A 16,501-nucleotide genomic window follows, 5' to 3' on the forward strand; every position below is an offset into this window, starting at 1 on the left:
AAGTTAAGGGTTTCAAGTGAATACTTGGAACCCTTTTTTCGTGCCTGATGGCGGATTTCAGGAATATGTCCGCTATGTGTCCGCCGCTTCCGACCGACTGTTTTCGGTGCCGGTCATGGCGTAGCGCGCGGCCAGACGATCTTGCGGACCGTCTTCCAACACGCCTTCAAGGTGGCTGTACCGGTCCGTCATGCGCAGGGTCTTGTGCCCGATCATGACGTTGGTCTCCTTGAGCGTGCAGCCTGCCTTCAGCATGTTCGTGCAATAGGTGTGGCGGTGATCGTGGAAGTGCAGGTCGTCGAAGTCGTGGTCTTTGCACAGCCCTTCCCACGCGGCCTTGATGGACCTGAACGGGGTGCCGTCCATGTTGCCGATCACGAAATCGTCCTTGGTCGCCACGCCCCGTTTTTCTCGGTGTCGGGTCACATGCTCCAAACGAGCTTCGAGTGCTTTGCGGGTGCGGGGCATAATCCGGTGGGTTCGGGTCACCCCATTTTTGGTGCGGTGGAACGTGATGTGGTTTTCCGCAAGGTCGACATTGGCCCACTTGAGGCTGAGGACTTCCTGGGTGCTGCACCCGTGCTCGACCGCCAGCAGGATCGCCAGGGGCAAGTAGTGCTTCGCCCTGCGCTGATGGGCCGCTGCCAGCAGCTTCTCGATTTCGAGGGGGTTCTGGGCCTTCTTGCGCTCACTGGCCTTCTCCGACAAGTATGGGATGTCCCGCGCAATGTCTTTTTCGATCAAACCCTGCTTCGCGGCCTGTGCGAACACTTGCTTGATGACAAACAATCGGCGGTTCGCCAATACGTTGCAGTTCTTGCCTTTTTCGCCCTTGGCCACAAGCTTCGCCTTGGTCTGTTCGGCGATGCCGATGCGGTAATCTCGAATGGTCTCCTCCTTGAGGTCATGGAGCAGGGTGTGCTTCCATCCCTTCAGGACCGGGGCCAGCAGGTAGCCGTACCCGGCATGGCTCGCCTGGGATATCTTTCCTTCCCCGAGCTTTCGGTCCCATTCGTCCCGACACAGCAGGGCAGCTTGCCCAAAAGTGGGCAGGGACTGCTGCTTCGGTTGCCGAGTTTCCTTGGTCGGCAATCTGCCACTGTCGAGCAGGGTGCGAAGCCGGTTGGCTTCTTCCTGGGCCAGGTCTTTCCGTCTTAGCGTCTTGTGGTATTCCTTCCTGCCCGTTTCCGGGTTGTTGAAGTGAATGACGTACGCTTTTCCCTTTTTCAGCGAACGGGTCGCGATGGTGACAGTAGCCATAAGCTATTCTCCCTTCGGACTGTTCGCCGCCAAGCTTCTTCGATTTTCAATGAACGCTTGCAGGTCTGTTTTCAGAACCAGCTTTCGTGATCCTATCGCGATATGACCCAAGGCGCCAGACTGAATCAGACGCGAAATGGTCGCACGGTGGACCCGCAAAAAGCAGGCGACTTCCCTGATGGTCAAAAGAGTCGATGCATCGGACATGGTGCGGTTCTCATAGGAACGGAACGTAAAGCCTCCTACCGCCGTAGCGTACCCGTTTCCACTTCCCCTTCGGTTGAAGTTGCTCGTCAAAACTCAGCCAACAGTCCAGTTTGACACCGTAGGAGAAATAAAAGTCAAACGTCGGAAGGGGGCTCGGAGAGAAAAGAATGAAAAAAAATGAAGCCCCGCACTAAAAGGCGGGGCTTCTGCTAATAGGAACTGCCAAGATAGGCGTTCGATACGTCACGTCTTCCGGCAGAATGTCCTGCCGTGTTTTCGATCTCATCACGTGCTTCATTGTCGAGCCGGGGCCATTTTTCCCCGGCGGCATCGTATGCTGCTGCTTGAAACACCTGAACGTCGTCGTGCTGGTTGGGCGGTTCAAAGCCAGTATGCTCCACGTACATTTGGTGGAAGCGCTCGTGACGGAGACCGTGCAGGGTTCCCTCTGCGTCTTTGCCGGTCAGACCGTGTTTTCTGGCCGCATAGTCCAACCGATGCAGCCAGTTGTCGCCCATATGCTCGGGCATGAGGTTGTTGACGCCTTTCCTGTCTGAAGGGGACACATATTCCTGCGCCCGTTCAAGGGCTGCTTCTTGCATGGGCGACAGGTTGAGCAAGGCTCTTGGTCTGCCGCCTTTGGTCCCGTACTGGACAAGCAGACTGTGCTCGTCGCGATTCCAGTCATTGGGCAAGTCAAGCTTGGCTGCTTCTTCCCTGCGCAAACCGAGTTCGTACATCAACTCGACCTGTGCCGCCGCCCGACCCGCATGCGAATACGACGTGTCGTTTCGCATGCGGGTCAGGGTGTTTTGAAAGGCTTCCGGGCTGACAGTGCGGGACGTCGCATTGGCGATGGACCCGCGTCGCACCCCGAAGGCCGCGTTGCTTTTGCTGATGTGGTCGTTTCCGTATGCGCGGCAAATGTGGCGTGCGGCACTGAAGACTTCGGCAATCCTGCCGTCGCCCACGCCGTCCGCGCGCATGGCGTCCGCCACGCGCTGGAAATGCTTGTTCGTCACCTTGGTCCACTTCCGGGCTCCCAGGTTCGCGTGGCGCAAGATCTTGACGAAATGTTGGGCCGTCTGGCGGATTCGGTGCTGTTTCGATTTCGGGCCGGACAAGGTTGCCCGGTTGATCCCATACTTGAGGCTGTCGGATTTTCTCATTGGAATTCTCCTTCCGTTAAAGGTTCGGGGCAGCGCCCCGGGGCCAAGCAGATCGGGCTTTTCCCGTTATCCGGGAAAGACCTGCCTGTGGCGGTAAACCCGCCACGCATCACCAGCTAAGGGAAGAATGAATGCCCGTTTCCCATTGGAAGAAGATTCCGGAAGACCCAGTCAATAAGGGGTGCTGCCCCGCAAGCGCGTACGTCTTGCGGATTGGATGGCAGCCGTAGGGGAAGTGCGGCAATGACAAGCGTAGATACTTGCCATTCCACCATCGGCGGGTGCTGCGTTACAGCCTGCGTGTTTGGATTTGGAAATGGCCGTTTGTTTGGAAAACGGCGCGTGGATCGTTGAAGCACAAGGCTTCTTCATGCGTCATCAGTTCGGACTACGTCACGAACTTATGACGCGCGTCAATGCGTTTCACCTCCTTTTGGTTACGGAATTATCCGATGGATATGCCCCACCATACGACGTCGTCAAACCCTCGCGCAAGCTCCGGCAGCACGATTTCTTCCCCTCCCGCCGATTTTCCGCGAGCGTGACGCAAGCAGCCGCCAGCGCAAGGCCGAGCCCTTCGGGCGTCCGTCTTCGCCGGACGGCCTTGCCCCGACGGCTTTGCTTGCGTCGAGATTATCGCAGGCGACGGCGAGAGGGATGGCGGGTTTGACTCAGGCTCAAGGGATTTCCTTGGCAAAGCTTGAGGAATATTATTCAGTACTAGCTCATGAAGAAGGTTGAAAGACAGCTGGCGAGGTACTCATTAACCTTCTGCGAGAGCCGCTTAACCCCCAGGATATCCGCCAAGTCCCGGACTCGGTCTTTGCTCATCACAAGCTCAGGATGGTCAGCTATAAGCCCGAATAGTTCGTGGCGCGAGATGTCTGTGACGGCTCTACCTTCGATGGTCCTATAAGGGACCTTTTCCTGATAAGTTCCAGGTGACCAGATAAAAGTCGTCTTACCTTCCTTGCGGAGTTCATTCTTGCCGAGGCAGGTGTCGATTTGCTGCCGGATGTTGGCACCGGTCCTTTTCCAGCCGTGGGCTTTGCAGATAGTCCGGGCCAGTCGGTCGGCCTCAATGGGGCCTTCTTTCTCTACCAGATAGTCGATCAGTTGACAGAGAATCGGTGTGTATCCGGCATCGAAGAAACGGTCCGCATCCGGTTGGACGGGCCATTTGATAGGCGAGATATTACTTGAGACCGTCGAATCCTCCACCCCGGTTGATTTGGCATATTTTGAGTGTTGATCTGGTGGTTCCGGATCAGAATACGGAAGCTCAAGTTCATTGCTTACATTGGGAAGCTTGACTTGTCTTGAAACCCGAGGCTGCAAAACATGCTCTTCTTCCGGTTGTGATTTCATGGTTTCCGCAACAAGCTCTTCGGGCACCTCCCTCCATTCCTCTTCTTGCTCGGATTGTTCTTTGGCCTGGGCTTCTAGTTCCTTCTCCTTTTGGCGGGAGTTTTCGAGAAGCTCCTCAAGTTCTGTATGAACCCGTTTGAGCGCTTCCGTAGGAGTCATGAACCAGTCTGTTGACCATATGCGGATGATGTTCCACCCGAGGTTACATAGGACCGCCTCACGGATTTTGTCTCGATCCCGTGCGCTTGCGGAACTGTGGTAGGTTGCGCCGTCACACTCAACGCCCGCCAGGTAGGCACCTGCGTGATCGGGATGGACCACGCCCAGGTCGATTCGGTAATCGGAAACACCGATTTGAGGCCGTATCTCCCAGCCCTTGTCTTGAAGAGCGGACATGACGGCTTCTTCAAACGGACTCTCCGCATCACCAACGGAATCACCCCTACCCGCACCGCACGGGAGCGCTATCGGGCCTCGCTTGGCGTAGTCAAGAAAGGTCTTGAGATGGGCCACGCCAAGGGCCTTGGTCCGCGATGTGTCGATGTCATCGGCCTCAATTGATGAGAAGACATGCATTTCGGATCGGGCGCGCGTTACGGCGACGTTTAGGCGTCTTTCTCCTCCATCCCGATTGAGCGCGCCGAAACTCATTGACATTTTGTCTCCATTATCTCGCCCGAAGGTAATGGAGAAGCACATGATGTCCCGCTCATCTCCCTGGATGTTTTCCAGGTTCTTGACGATAACCGGTTCTTCTCGATTTTCGCTGAAGAACCATTCAAGCTTCGGATTGGAACGTCGGGCCTCGTCAAAAAGATTGAGGATCAGTTCCTGTTGCTGGATGTTGAACGTGATGACGCCGAGGGTCGGTCTCGTCTCCTTTGGGAGTTGTAGCCAGTGTTCCAGTCGTGACCTAGCAAACCGGACGATTTCTCTCGCTTCCGTGATGTTGGTACGGCCTGTGCCTCTCGCATACGCGCCGTCGTTTTTGTGAAAAACAAGGGCATCTGATTCTGTTTTGGGCGAAGGGAAGGTGATGAGTCTACCACCATAATAGTGATGGTTCGAGAACGAGATCAACGATTCATCTCGGCTTCGGTAATGCCAGTTCAACTGGACTTCCGGCAGGCCCGCCGCACTGGCTTCTTCGAGAATACTGGGCAGGTCTTTTTCATATTCGGCAAGGTCGTCCTCGTCCTCGTCATCGGCACGGCCGAAAAAGTTGGTGGGTGGCAACTGTTTCGGGTCGCCCACGATGATGGATTGCTCGGCCCTGGCGATGGCTCCGACCGCATCCCACGTCGTGATCTGGGAGGCTTCATCGAAAATGACCACATCAAATTGTGTCTGGTCTGCTGGGAGGTATTGAGCCACTGAAAGCGGTGACATGAGCATGCATGGCGCCAGTTTGGTGAACACGGTTGGCGTGTTTTCGAGTAATTTGCGGATGGAAAGGCTCGGCCGTTGCAAAGATAGTTGGTGTCTCAATGCTCCCAATTCCGAGCGGCGAGGGACGCTATCCCTGGCGGGAAGCCCATGCGATGTCTTAATCAATACCTGATCCGAGGCCATTTTTTGAACGGCTTCGTCCCTCTTGCGAAACTCTCGTATCAAATCTTCGTGGGACCAATGGCGGAAGCCGCGAAGCTCTGAACTGGCGTCTATGACGAGGGGCAACCACCAATGGAAATATGCCACCCGGAAATCCAACTTGGCGTTTTCGATCTGCCCGGTTGGTAGTGCCTTCAGAAACGGATCAAGGCCCAGTGCCCGTGCTTCCTCTCTGACCGCCACCCAACGGACCCAATCCGCCAGTTGTGTCTTGTGGGCAATCAAATGTCGTAGGTTCGTTTCAAGGGACTCTATCGACGGGATATGCAGCTTTCCTTTGGAGTGAACAGCGTAGGCATCACAGGCCGATTTGAATTCCCTGAGCGCTGAATGAAATGCCGTTGCCAGGCGTTCGGCGTCAGGTCGTTGCTGCCCGTGATTGAGCAGGGAGTCCAATGCGGCTCCAAACTGCTGGGCATCAGAGGCATAACGGCGAACATCGGCGAGCGCTTGTTGCAGATTCCCAGCACCTTTGAGATATTCCAATACGTTGGAATGGTCGGTTTCTTCGTTTCGAAATACCGGAAGCCCTGCCAGCTCGCTCTGGTCGATGGTTTCAATGTTGTTTTGGATTTCCCGCAGGGGAATTATTTCCGAAGCGACATCCACCTTGCCGTCCGCTGCATAGCTTTGGAGAAGTTTGCCGATTCGCCTGCGCCCGAAGGCCGAGAGTGGCCACATTTTGGCATTTGCCTCGCGCCATTGACGGTCGATGTCGTCCACGGGGATGCGTTTCAGTTCGGCGTTTTCGTAGCTAGCCGTGAGGTTCGACCGGGCTTGGCGAATGATGGTGATGGCGGCGGCGAGAGATGCCGCGGCTTCTTCCAAACGGCCCAATTCCGCATCGACGACCTTGCTGTAGTCCTGCCCGGAAGCGATCCGGCAAACCTCATGGAATCGATTGAGTTGCTTTATGCGCTCAAGATTTGTTTCCTCAGCGTCTGGTAGCCCTATCTTATGCGCCAAGGCGTCGGCGGTTTCCTTGAGTTGGGGAATAGTAGCCAAAATTGATTCGGCGTGTTCAATCAGACTGTTTTGCCAAGAAAACGTCCATTCCTCAGCGTCGATGCTGTCGAATCCCTTGCAGTCGCGGACAATGGCGTGAATTCTGTCCGCGCGTATTGCGGTCTCCTCAAGCCTGGCGAACATGCCCGGATCGTGCGCATTGAGATTGTCGAACGTGAGAGTGAACCGTGGGCGATGTCCGGCGACAACGCCGATGGCCTGGAAAACACTGAAGCCGTGGCTACCAGGTGCATGAAGTTGTTCCACATACCTGTTGAGTTGGTCTCTTGCCGCCTCAAGTTGGCTTGTTGCACGGTCCCAGGAATCCGTCGCATATTTTTCACTACGTTCCCAAGCGGCCCCCAGTTGGGCCAGAACACGTTTCCTGTCGGATTTATTGGAGTGGAGTTCAAGGCAGACGTCGCCAAGCCCGTATGCCTTCAATCGGCGGTAAACCACGTCCAGCGCCGCTGATTTCTCCGCCACAAAAAGAACGCGTTTCCCCACGGAGAGGCACTGGGCGATCATGTTGGCGATTGTCTGGCTTTTCCCTGTGCCGGGAGGGCCGATGACAACGAAGTCGTGTCCGTTCATGGCCGCAACAACGGCAGCCAACTGGGAGCTGTCGGCGGGAAGCGGAGTCAGCAGGTCATGCAGGGGGATCTTTTTGTCGATCTCGTTGGGCAGGGGAAGACAGGGGCCGTCACACGCTTGGACAAAAGGAGTCTCGGGCGAGTCTATGAGATGTTTGACAAGCCGGTTGTTTCTCAGGTCCTCGGTTCGGTCGACCAAATCCTTCCACATGAGATACTTGGCAAAAGAAAACGTGGAAAACGCCGCCTCCTCAACAACTTCAAATCCTGGGATGTCCCGCACGGCCTTGCGCATGAGCGAGAAGACCAAAGGGACGTCGATACCTGATTCGTCTTTTGGGAGCTCTCCTTCCAAGGACGGAACCCTGAGTCCGAAATCCCGTTGCAAGAATTGAAGGAGGGTCGAGTTGATGCGGATGTCGTCTTCATGGTGTGCAAGATAAAAATCCGATTTCGCCGAACGGCGTTTCAGGGAAACCGGGAGCAGGAGGATGGGGGCTCGATACAGCGTCGGGTCGTTTTCCGTTTTCTTCCACCTGAGGAAGCCCACCGCCAGGTAGAGGGTGTTGGCGCCCCCTTCCGCGAGTTCACTGTTGGCCTTGCGGAAAAGCGTGACCAGCCGGTTGCGCATGTCTGTTCCGGGCAGCGGAATGCAGAGCTGCTTGCGCTCCAGGGCGTCCTTGGCGAACTCCTCATGGATGTCTTTGCCGTTTTGTTGCTGATACAATTCCGGATCCCGTGCCCCGACAGGGTTTTCATCCTTGAGGGATATGACCCGAAGGCGGCTTCCGTCCGCCAGCATGTCTTCCAGTCTCGGAAGATCCGGGCACAAGACCGGGATGGTCTGCTTGGTGTCCTTGAAGTTGAGGAGGCGATTTCGAAGAGTCAGGTCAAGGAGCTTTCGTTGCCATCGGTCTATCCTGTCTTGAGCTGTCTGGGGCGTTTCGTCGATTACTTCACCCGGCAACATGCCGAAGTCCGGTTCCGGCGGGAGAGCCGCCGGGGCAACTTCCTCTGCGGCTTCTTTTGAGGATTCTTCGACATGATGGGCAGCGAGGGGAGTGACACCTGCAAAACGAGCCCTGCGGATGTCCACGGCACGCTCGAAGTCGACTTCGTTTTTTTCGTTGAGTTTCACCCTGGCGTTTTGAACCGCTTGGGTGAAGTCCGCTACGGGACGATTCGTTACCAAGGTCGTTTCAAATGCCTCGAATTCACGCGCCGCGATGGCTTTGCGGAGTTCGACCACATCCGGTTCTTCAATGGAGGGCAGAGTCTTGTCCGCAAGCCAGACGCCTGTAAAGGCGTGTCCCTTGGTAAAGATAATGACAGGGTTGAGGCCCGCCGCTTCAAGCGCACCAGCAAATAGCAGCGAGCTGTCGAGGCAGGTGACCAACCCCTCGTCGTGTATCCGCCGCGGCCCTCGGACCTTCTGCCCTCTGGATTCAAAAGAGGCGGGAGGCTGTGCATAGCTCAGTGCCTTTTCGGTGATGGCCGACCATATGCCGGCAGCAAGCATGTACGCCCGTTTGGGGTCTTGATCCTGGTACCCGTTGAGCGCCCCGTTGTGACCACCCTTTTCAAGGAGCATACTTGCCCCGTTTGCAAATTTTTGCGACGACGGGATCGTTCGGCGAGACAAACGCGGCGAGGATGCTGGCCATTTCGCCCAAGCCGCCCCATTCGTCTCGCGCCAGAAGCCTGATGGGCAGAATCTGTTCGCCCAAGGCCGCCTCGTTCTGGCGAAGCCGGAAGGTCAGTTGTCCACGCTCAGCTTCGTTGAGCCCATCGAAAAAAGCGAAGTCGTATTCCAACCGCAAGTCGGAGAGGGATATGTCGCTATTGGCATGTATTCTGTCGATGGTCCAAGTCTTGTTCCGGCAAAACGGAGGGTGAGGAGTGAGCTCCAGGGTGATATTCTCAACAGGCACATCCGAGGTGTTGCGGATTTGGATGCTACGCAGAATGGGAACCGAATTTTGCGCGGAGACAAAATTGATGCATTCGGCTGCGGATATTACCAAAGTGGGCGTGCTGTCCGTATTCATGTCACTGCCTCAAACTCATCAAGATACATTTGAATTTTCGTTTTCCGTTGAAGTTAATCACTACACATTATAGAAAAGGTTGAAAAGGCGCTGAAGGTCAAGATTTAATTCGATCTTGCCTGGGTAATGAAATTTCTTGAGTGTGACTTGGAGGCGTTGTGAATAGGTTAGACCATTGCATCGAGGTGTTGTCCGTAGAGAAAGGGAAGTTGCACCTTCGCGAAATTGCCCGGCTTCTCGTCGCAAGGTATCCCTCTATCTATGGTGGCCTGGATTTGGAGGACTTGGGGAAGAAAATTGGCCAATCCATCAGCAATCATATTCGTAACGCCAAGCGGAAAGCCAAGATTTCCAAAGTTCCCAATGGCAAGGGTGGGTATCTTTCCGGTATGTACAGAGCAAAGCAGAAACGGAAAAAGACAGCATCAGCAAAACTCCCCCCGGTTTCAAATTTATATACAGGCAAGGCCGGAGAGTATGGGCTGTTGAGCGAACTCCTGTTCCAAGGGTACAACGCTTCAATCATGACTGTTGATGAAGGAATCGACGTCGTTGCATCCAAGGGGAACAAGTATTTCCATATCCAGGTGAAGACAGCTAATTGCAACAAGCACGGAAAGTTTCAATTCACTATCAAAGCGAAGAGCTACAAATCGAATAATGCCTCAACAACATTTTATGTATTTATTACTAGGCGACTCATCGCCGGGGCTTGGAGAAGTGACTATATAGTGTTTCAAAGTGGAGATATCGCAAAACTTATTGCAACTGGTGTTGTTACAGCCGGTAAGCAGCATTCGTTTTTGGTGTTGTATGAGAACAGTAAGTGTTTATTGAATAACGGGAATGATATTACATATCATTTGAACAATTTTGACCCAATGAAATAATCAAGTGAGTGCACCCGTTGACTTAATCCCCGTCCGTTTCGAGATATCTTGACTTAACGGTTGGCAGTCTCTAAAAATTGTCTGTAGAAAATAAATTCTCGGGATTCAATATTTAACCGTTTGGGGATTGAAATGCAGAAAAAGCACGATGAACACATGGAGAAATTCGGGTTTGCCATCGTTTCCGACGAAGACGGCATGGACAGCGTCGCCTACACGGCTTCCTGTTCTGGCAGTCGTTCCGATTGCTGCACCAGAACTTGCTCTGCGGATGCCAACTTCGCGGAAAGCGCTGAGGCTTGGGAACAGTATCTGGCAGTCAAGGGCGGACAGGTTCAGTACTAGCAGGCGAAATCGTAATGACGCATATTTTGGAAGCCTCCGCCCCGGAACTTCGAGACGGGGTGGAGGTTTTTCTTTATCCTGAGAAGGAAGGGATCTGCCAGGTCCTCTTCCTTTTTTTGTCCAACAGACGGCGTTTGCGCATTGAGTGCAAACCGGCCTTTGCGACTCTGCTCAAGGAATTATCCAAGCCGCAGCCATTAACGGATTCCCTGAACCATTCCGGGCTGGTCATGGACGAAGAAACCGAGGCCTTTCTCTCCTTTCTTGAGACTGAAGGAATCGTCACCTTGTCCGACCCGCTCGCAACGGACCTGCTTCCCGTCGAGTATGTGGAGCAATACAAGCGCCAGTTGTATTTCTTGCTGGATATCCTCAAATCGCCGCAAAAGGCTCATGAAGTCCAAAAGCGGATTTTCGACGCGCACATAACCGTTTTCGGCCTCGGCGCCGTGGGCAGCGGCATCCTGCAACAACTCTGCATGATGGGCTTTAGGCGATTTACCCTCATCGACTGCGCCGATGTCGAGGAGAACGACATAGCCCGGACGCCGTACCGGATTGCCACACAGGTGGGAATCCCCAAGACGGAGGCTGCCAAGGCGTTGGCGGCGGATTTCGCCTTTGATCCCGAAGTCGAGTTGTACAATGTTACCCTCAGGACGGATACCGACCTCGACGAGTTGGTCCAGGGAACGACGCTCATCATCAACACCACCGATCAACCCTACGTCGGCTACACCAACATCAAGCTTTCGCGGTATTCCCTGCAGCACGGCATACCCGTGCTGGCTGCCGGTGGATTCGATGCTCATCTCGCATCTTTGGGAGAGTTGCTGATCCCCCATGTGACGCCGTGCGCGGATTGCTATGCCACGTTTTTTCATGAGAGCCTGAAGGATTGGAAGCCGATCCCCCACCCGGTCAAGGAGCGCGAAGGCTGGTTCGGCGGGTTGGGCAGCCTGTCCACGTTCAGCGCTTCCACGGCGGTCCTTGATATCCTGGGCTACTTCATGAACCCGGAAGACCGAAAGGCGGCTCCCGGCGGGCGGGGCGAATTCCTTTTTCATGACTACAGTCTCGATACCTTTGTCGTTGAAAGGGACAAGGAGTGCCAGTTCTGCGGGGAGGAGCGGAAATGAGTCGATACAGCGAGGAGCGCTTCCGGCTTCGTCCGTCCGTCTCGTTCGTGCCCATGCCGCAGGAGGGGACCTACCAGTTCTTTGTTTCGGACATCAGGCAGAGTTTCAACTTGGCTTTTGCCGATGAGGATTACGTCAGGATTCTGTCCAACTTGGATGGGAGCCTGCCGTATGCCAAGCTGGCGGAGGCCTACTCTCTTGATGATCGGCAACTTGTCGGGCTGGAACGGCTTTTCGAGGTCCTGATCGAACGGTGTGCCATGGAGGATGCGCGAGTTGTGGCATCCCGCGAATCCGATCCGTTTCGGCGGGTGAAGACGTTCATTGGCGCTTATGTCCCGTATCACGATGTGGAATCCGTCTGGCAGCGGTTAGCCGAAAGCCATGCGGTCGTGATCGGGGCCGGTGGTGTGGGGAGTTGGGTCGTCTCCCTGCTGGCCCAGATGGGGGTCAAGCATTTCACGATGCTCGATGACGACGTGGTCAAGCCGCACAACCTGAACCGATCCCTGTTCACCAAGGGGGATGTGGGCAGCCTCAAGACCTTGGCCCTGGAAAAGATGCTCAACTCGCGACGGGAGGGGTATTACACGGTCCGGACCATTCAAGAGAAGCTGAAAAGTTCGGAGCGGCTGATCGCGTTGTTGAAGGACGGCTTGTCGCCGCAGACGGTTCTGATCAACTGCGCGGATTTCCCTTCGGTGGCCCACACCTCGGCGATCATCAACGAGGCGGCCTTTGAGCTCGATCTGCCCTACATCATTGCTGGCGGCTACAACATGCACCTCAGCCTGGTGGGGCCGACGATCATCCCAGGCAAGACGCCGTGCTTCCATTGTATTTCGCACGGCATGGACCAGCTCAAGGTGGCCGAGATCGAAGGGGCGGAGCGCATCGTCAAGGAGCACCGTAATCTCGGCAACCTGGCCCCCCTGGCGACGATCTCCGCCTCCTTCGTGGCCAACGAGTGCCTGAAGCTGTTGCTCGGATTGCCGAATCTGCAGCCGACCATGATCGGCAAGCGCGGTGAATTCAATTTTTTCACGAAGAAGCTGGTGTTGGAAGAGTATGACGTGTGGGATGAGTGTCCGTATTGCAGCGGGAGGATTTTATGAATGAAACTGCGAAGGTTGTTTCGTATTGTTTGAGTGGAGTTGTTCTCGTACTGGCTGTATTCTTTGGGACTCGTTGCATTGATCTAATTTTTTTACACGCATACTCGATTCAAGGTGATTCAATTAAGCCATCAGCCGAAGCCTTTGTTAATGCTTTTCAGGGGTACCGTGACTTCGTTACGGTTATCACTGGACTATTGACATTATTCATTGGGGCGACAGGATTTGCTGCTTTCTTTTCATTCAGGAAATTAAGGGAAGAGGAAAAGAGCATTGTATTAAAAATGGAGAAAGATGAAGAGCGGATAGAGAAATTGCGGCAGCGGTTGGAGGAAAGGGAAAGGACAGATGGAGAAAAAATCAAAGATATTATATGCGATTTGATGCGGTATGCACGAATTCAACAGGCAAGGGTTTTGCTGGAGTCTGAAGCGGATAAAGCTGCAGCTATTGATGTGTTAGAGGGAAATGAAAGTACTGCATCCAGTGATCATATTTTTCACCAGCTGAAGGGTGATGCGTATTATTATAGGGGAAGACATGGCGACTATGACGTTGCTATTGAAGAGTACAAAAAAGCAATCAAGTGTAGTGAGAGTTCGTCAGCTTCTTGGCTTGGTCTTGGGCAAGCTAAGTATAGGTCTGTAGCAAGTAAAAATGATGAGCAAGATGGAGACTTGGACACCGGAGAAGTCATTTCTTTTAGGTTAAAAGAAAATAGGGATACTGTTAGTGATACTAGTGTGGTAGAAGAGGCAATTAGAGATGTAAAAATAGCAATAAGCTATGGAGCAAGTGTTGCTGAAGCTGGGATTGAACTTGGGCATATGTATAAATCCATAGAAAAATATGATTCGGCTTTGGATGCTTACCAAAATGTTTTATCAAGCAATAAGAATCACACAGCCTGTGCGTTTTTTTATTGTCACTTATGGATTGTTAGAAAATATGAAAAACTACTAAGCGAAGATGTCTCACAGGGAGAAGTCAATGAAATTGTGAGATTGTTAAAAAAGATTGGTTTATTGGATGTCTACAACAGTAAAGTGGCGTATGCATTATTATGGTATTTGTTCTCGACAATCAAAGGGTTGGGAACCGATAAGGATGTCGATGAAGCCTACTCTGCAACTACAAAGTACACGATCAACAATCTTTTTGAACTTGTTAAGTGAGATGTTCACCAGCCATGCTCACCCTCCACGGCATAGAAACGAACAACCTCAAGTCGGTTGATGTTTCCATCCCGTATGGGAAGATAACCGCCGTTGTCGGCGGGAGTGGGGCGGGCAAGACTTCGCTTGCGTTCCATACGCTCTACGCGCTCTGCAAAAACGAACTCGACACCATCTCCGGCATCCCAGCCAGCCTTCGGCCCAAGGTCCGGGATTATGCCAACCTGCTTCCGACCATCGGGCTGAAGCAGAAGAACGCCAACGTCAATCCCCGGTCGAGCGTCTTCACCTATCTCGGACTCGACAAACTCCTCCTTCCCTTGTTCCTGCAAGCCAATCCGGACATCAAGCGGAACATCCTGGCCCAGAACAACCCGGCCAACTATTGCCTGGCCTGCGAAGGGCTCGGCGTGGTCTATCGGCCTGATCCGGCCTGGATCGTCGATCTCGACAAGCCCCTTGCGGACAAGCCGTTCCTTTCCTGGAACAATTTCCTCTCCAACCATTACTATTCGCTGCTTGAAGCCTTCTGCTTGGAGCATGGCATCGACATGACCAAGTCCATTTCGCAGTTGCCGCCCCGACAGCAGGAATTGCTGCTTCATGGGGCCGACGACAAGCAGTTCCAGGTCAAGTACAAGCAAAAGAACCGCTACCGCCAGAAACGGTTCCCCTTTGTGGGCGCGATCCGAGAGATTCAGGAATGCTGCGACAACCTGCAGGTGCCGGGAAATCGGCAAAAGGCCAAGTCGTACATCACCGAACAGACCTGCCCGGAGTGCCATGGGGCCAGGTTTGCGGAGCATCTCTCAGGGTACACGCTCAACGGCTGGATGATCCACGACATCCTCTTGTCGAGCTTTGATGCGCTGCTCCCTTTCATCCAATCCATCCCGGCCCATGAATTTGCCGTAAACAAGTTGACGGCCTTGGTTGCCAACGTCGTCAGGAACAATTTGGGCTACCTCGCCCCGATGCGCTCGATTCCGTCCCTCTCCGGTGGCGAGTTCCAAAGGCTGCAATTGGCTTCGGTGCTCAGCTCGGACTTCACGAACCTGCTCTACGTGATCGACGAAGTCTCCTCCTCATTGCACGTTGCGGAATACCCGAACGTCATTGCTCAACTCCAGTCGTTGAAGGAGCGCAATTCCACCTTGGTCATGGTCGAGCACGAATTGGAATTCATCGAGAAGGCCGACAACCTGATAGCTCTTGAGGACGGCAGGGTGATCGACTCAACGGATTGGCTTCAGCGACAGCGGGAGGTCTCCGTTGACCGCATCAAAGTCGAGCCGCGAGGCGCTATGGAATTCACCGTTCACGACGTCCACAATATCCGCCACCTCGATGTCTCCCTGCCCATGGGTTGCCTCATCGGTTGCTGCGGCGTGTCTGGTTCGGGCAAGTCCTCCTTTGCCGAGGCCATCTCGGGCAGGAGCGGCGTTGAATACATCAGCCAGGGAACGATCCAGGGAAACAGCAATTCAACCGTGGCGACCTACCTCAAGCTCATGCAGCCGATTGATTCGTTTCTGTGCAAGGCCCTGGGTGCTCCTCTGAAGACCTTCCTGTTTAACAACAGCGCCAGCCAATGCCCGGGCTGCGAGGGCAAGGGATATGTGGAGCAGGAAGCCTCATTCGGTCATGCGTTTCGTTCCGTCTGCGAAGCCTGCGAGGGCAGGCGCTACAACCCGGAAGTCCTTGCGTACCGATTCAATTCGCTCTCCGTTCACGACATCCTGACGATGACGGTTGGCGATTTGTCGGCGGCTGGGGTGTTCGCGAAAAGCAGGAAGATCGCCGCCAAATTGGAGGACATGATTAGCATCGGATTGGGGCACCTGACCCTCTTCAGGGCCACCGGTGAACTTTCGGGCGGGGAGGCGCAGCGGATCAAGCTCCTGTCCCGAGTGAAGGCCAATCTCAAGAATACCTTCCTCATCATCGACGAGCCTACCAACGGCCTGGAGCGTCACGATACAAAGCGTCTGATCGGATTCCTGGACAGATTGCTCACCAAGGCAAAGGGGATCATGGTCATCGAGCACAACCTGTTCTTGCTGAAAAGCATGGACTACATTTTGGAGTTCGGCCCTCGCGGCGGCGACAAGGGCGGCGACATTGTTTTTCAGGGCCGCATTGAGGATATGAAAGGCTCAAAGTCCATACTCAAGGATTTTGTTTAGGCGTCCGTACCGGCGAGGCTGGTTGAAGGTTCAGGCCGCGTCAGTGGAGCCTTTTTCGTGTCCGCTATGTGTCCGCTTTTTCTACGACACCCAGCAAAAACGGTGACATTCCGCGCTTTCCGCACACCATGCTACAGGGTGTTCCGAAAAGGCTTGGCGGCGAATAAGTCCAGTTTTATTATTGTGTTAAACTGATCATTCTATTGGCGACCCTCAAGAATGGCATTCAAGAGGTCGTGGGTTCGATTCCCTCCAGCTCCACCAATGATTATAAAGGCTTAGAAGGTTTTCCTTCTAAGCCTTTTTTCGTGGAATATACAAAAGAATATACAAATGAAATCGGATGGATGGAAAATCTGTTTTTGGAGAGGGACAATTAGGTATGGTCCC

11 protein-coding genes are annotated in these 16,501 nt (G+C 53.9%); 6 read left to right on the forward strand and 5 right to left on the reverse strand.

Annotated features, from left to right (window positions below):
• Nucleotides 1–72: 72 nt before the first annotated feature.
• The 5 genes from GM415_RS08805 to GM415_RS18080 form a co-directional block, all read right to left on the reverse strand.
• Nucleotides 73–1,260 carry an integrase gene (locus tag GM415_RS08805; RefSeq protein ID WP_158947445.1) on the reverse strand — a complete coding sequence of 396 codons (1,188 nt, stop codon included), beginning with the start codon at nt 1,258–1,260 and terminating at the stop codon, nt 73–75.
• A gap of 3 nt (nt 1,261–1,263) precedes the next feature.
• On the reverse strand, nt 1,264–1,467 hold the full coding sequence (locus GM415_RS18255; RefSeq protein WP_041720425.1) for a helix-turn-helix domain-containing protein: 204 nt from the start codon (nt 1,465–1,467) through the stop codon (nt 1,264–1,266).
• A 209-nt stretch (nt 1,468–1,676) separates the two neighbouring features.
• Entirely contained in the window at nt 1,677–2,636 is a 960-nt protein-coding gene (locus GM415_RS08815) for a site-specific integrase (protein ID WP_158947446.1), read from the reverse strand.
• Between the two features lie 720 nt (nt 2,637–3,356).
• Nucleotides 3,357–8,804, reverse strand: a complete 5,448-nt coding sequence (locus GM415_RS08820) for a DUF3320 domain-containing protein (RefSeq protein ID WP_242012211.1) — start codon at nt 8,802–8,804, stop codon at nt 3,357–3,359.
• Nucleotides 8,794–9,261, reverse strand: coding sequence for a hypothetical protein (locus GM415_RS18080; RefSeq protein ID WP_242012212.1), 468 nt, complete (start codon nt 9,259–9,261; stop codon nt 8,794–8,796). Before GM415_RS18080 ends, GM415_RS08820 begins: the two co-directional genes overlap by 11 nt.
• 158 nt (nt 9,262–9,419) lie before the next feature.
• Between GM415_RS18080 and GM415_RS08825 the strand changes: the two genes are divergently transcribed.
• The 6 genes from GM415_RS08825 to GM415_RS08850 all read left to right on the forward strand — a co-directional run bounded on the left by GM415_RS08825 (nt 9,420) and on the right by GM415_RS08850 (nt 16,111).
• Nucleotides 9,420–10,151: a hypothetical protein gene (locus tag GM415_RS08825; RefSeq protein WP_158947447.1), complete on the forward strand. Its 732-nt coding sequence runs from the start codon at nt 9,420–9,422 to the stop codon at nt 10,149–10,151.
• Between the two features lie 132 nt (nt 10,152–10,283).
• A complete protein-coding gene (locus GM415_RS08830; RefSeq protein ID WP_199244274.1) occupies nt 10,284–10,496 on the forward strand; it encodes a hypothetical protein in 213 nt (70 codons plus the stop codon).
• Nucleotides 10,497–10,510: 14 nt separating this feature from the next.
• Nucleotides 10,511–11,635, forward strand: coding sequence for a ThiF family adenylyltransferase (locus tag GM415_RS08835; RefSeq protein ID WP_158947448.1), 1,125 nt, complete (start codon nt 10,511–10,513; stop codon nt 11,633–11,635).
• On the forward strand, nt 11,632–12,750 hold the full coding sequence (locus tag GM415_RS08840; protein ID WP_158947449.1) for a HesA/MoeB/ThiF family protein: 1,119 nt from the start codon (nt 11,632–11,634) through the stop codon (nt 12,748–12,750). Before GM415_RS08835 ends, GM415_RS08840 begins: the two co-directional genes overlap by 4 nt.
• Complete coding sequence (locus GM415_RS08845) at nt 12,747–13,925, forward strand: tetratricopeptide repeat protein (protein ID WP_158947450.1); 1,179 nt, start codon at nt 12,747–12,749, stop codon at nt 13,923–13,925. Before GM415_RS08840 ends, GM415_RS08845 begins: the two co-directional genes overlap by 4 nt.
• Before the next feature lie 14 nt (nt 13,926–13,939).
• Entirely contained in the window at nt 13,940–16,111 is a 2,172-nt protein-coding gene (locus tag GM415_RS08850) for an ATP-binding cassette domain-containing protein (RefSeq protein ID WP_158947451.1), read from the forward strand.
• Nucleotides 16,112–16,501 lie beyond the last annotated feature (390 nt).

It is taken from the genome of Pseudodesulfovibrio cashew (assembly GCF_009762795.1).
Classification (GTDB): domain Bacteria; phylum Desulfobacterota; class Desulfovibrionia; order Desulfovibrionales; family Desulfovibrionaceae; genus Pseudodesulfovibrio; species Pseudodesulfovibrio cashew.

Bases quoted from the DNA above. Each gene is read 5' to 3' on its own strand.
- GM415_RS08850 (WP_158947451.1), top strand. From the start codon at position 13,940: ATGCTCACCCTCCACGGCATAGAAACGAACAACCTCAAGTCGGTTGAT.
- GM415_RS08845 (WP_158947450.1), top strand. From the start codon at position 12,747: ATGAATGAAACTGCGAAGGTTGTTTCGTATTGTTTGAGTGGAGTTGTT.
- GM415_RS18080 (WP_242012212.1), bottom strand. From the start codon at position 9,261: ATGAATACGGACAGCACGCCCACTTTGGTAATATCCGCAGCCGAATGC.
- GM415_RS08835 (WP_158947448.1), top strand. From the start codon at position 10,511: ATGACGCATATTTTGGAAGCCTCCGCCCCGGAACTTCGAGACGGGGTG.
- GM415_RS08815 (WP_158947446.1), bottom strand. From the start codon at position 2,636: ATGAGAAAATCCGACAGCCTCAAGTATGGGATCAACCGGGCAACCTTG.
- GM415_RS08820 (WP_242012211.1), bottom strand. From the start codon at position 8,804: ATGCTCCTTGAAAAGGGTGGTCACAACGGGGCGCTCAACGGGTACCAG.
- GM415_RS08830 (WP_199244274.1), top strand. From the start codon at position 10,284: ATGCAGAAAAAGCACGATGAACACATGGAGAAATTCGGGTTTGCCATC.
- GM415_RS18255 (WP_041720425.1), bottom strand. From the start codon at position 1,467: ATGTCCGATGCATCGACTCTTTTGACCATCAGGGAAGTCGCCTGCTTT.
- GM415_RS08840 (WP_158947449.1), top strand. From the start codon at position 11,632: ATGAGTCGATACAGCGAGGAGCGCTTCCGGCTTCGTCCGTCCGTCTCG.
- GM415_RS08805 (WP_158947445.1), bottom strand. From the start codon at position 1,260: ATGGCTACTGTCACCATCGCGACCCGTTCGCTGAAAAAGGGAAAAGCG.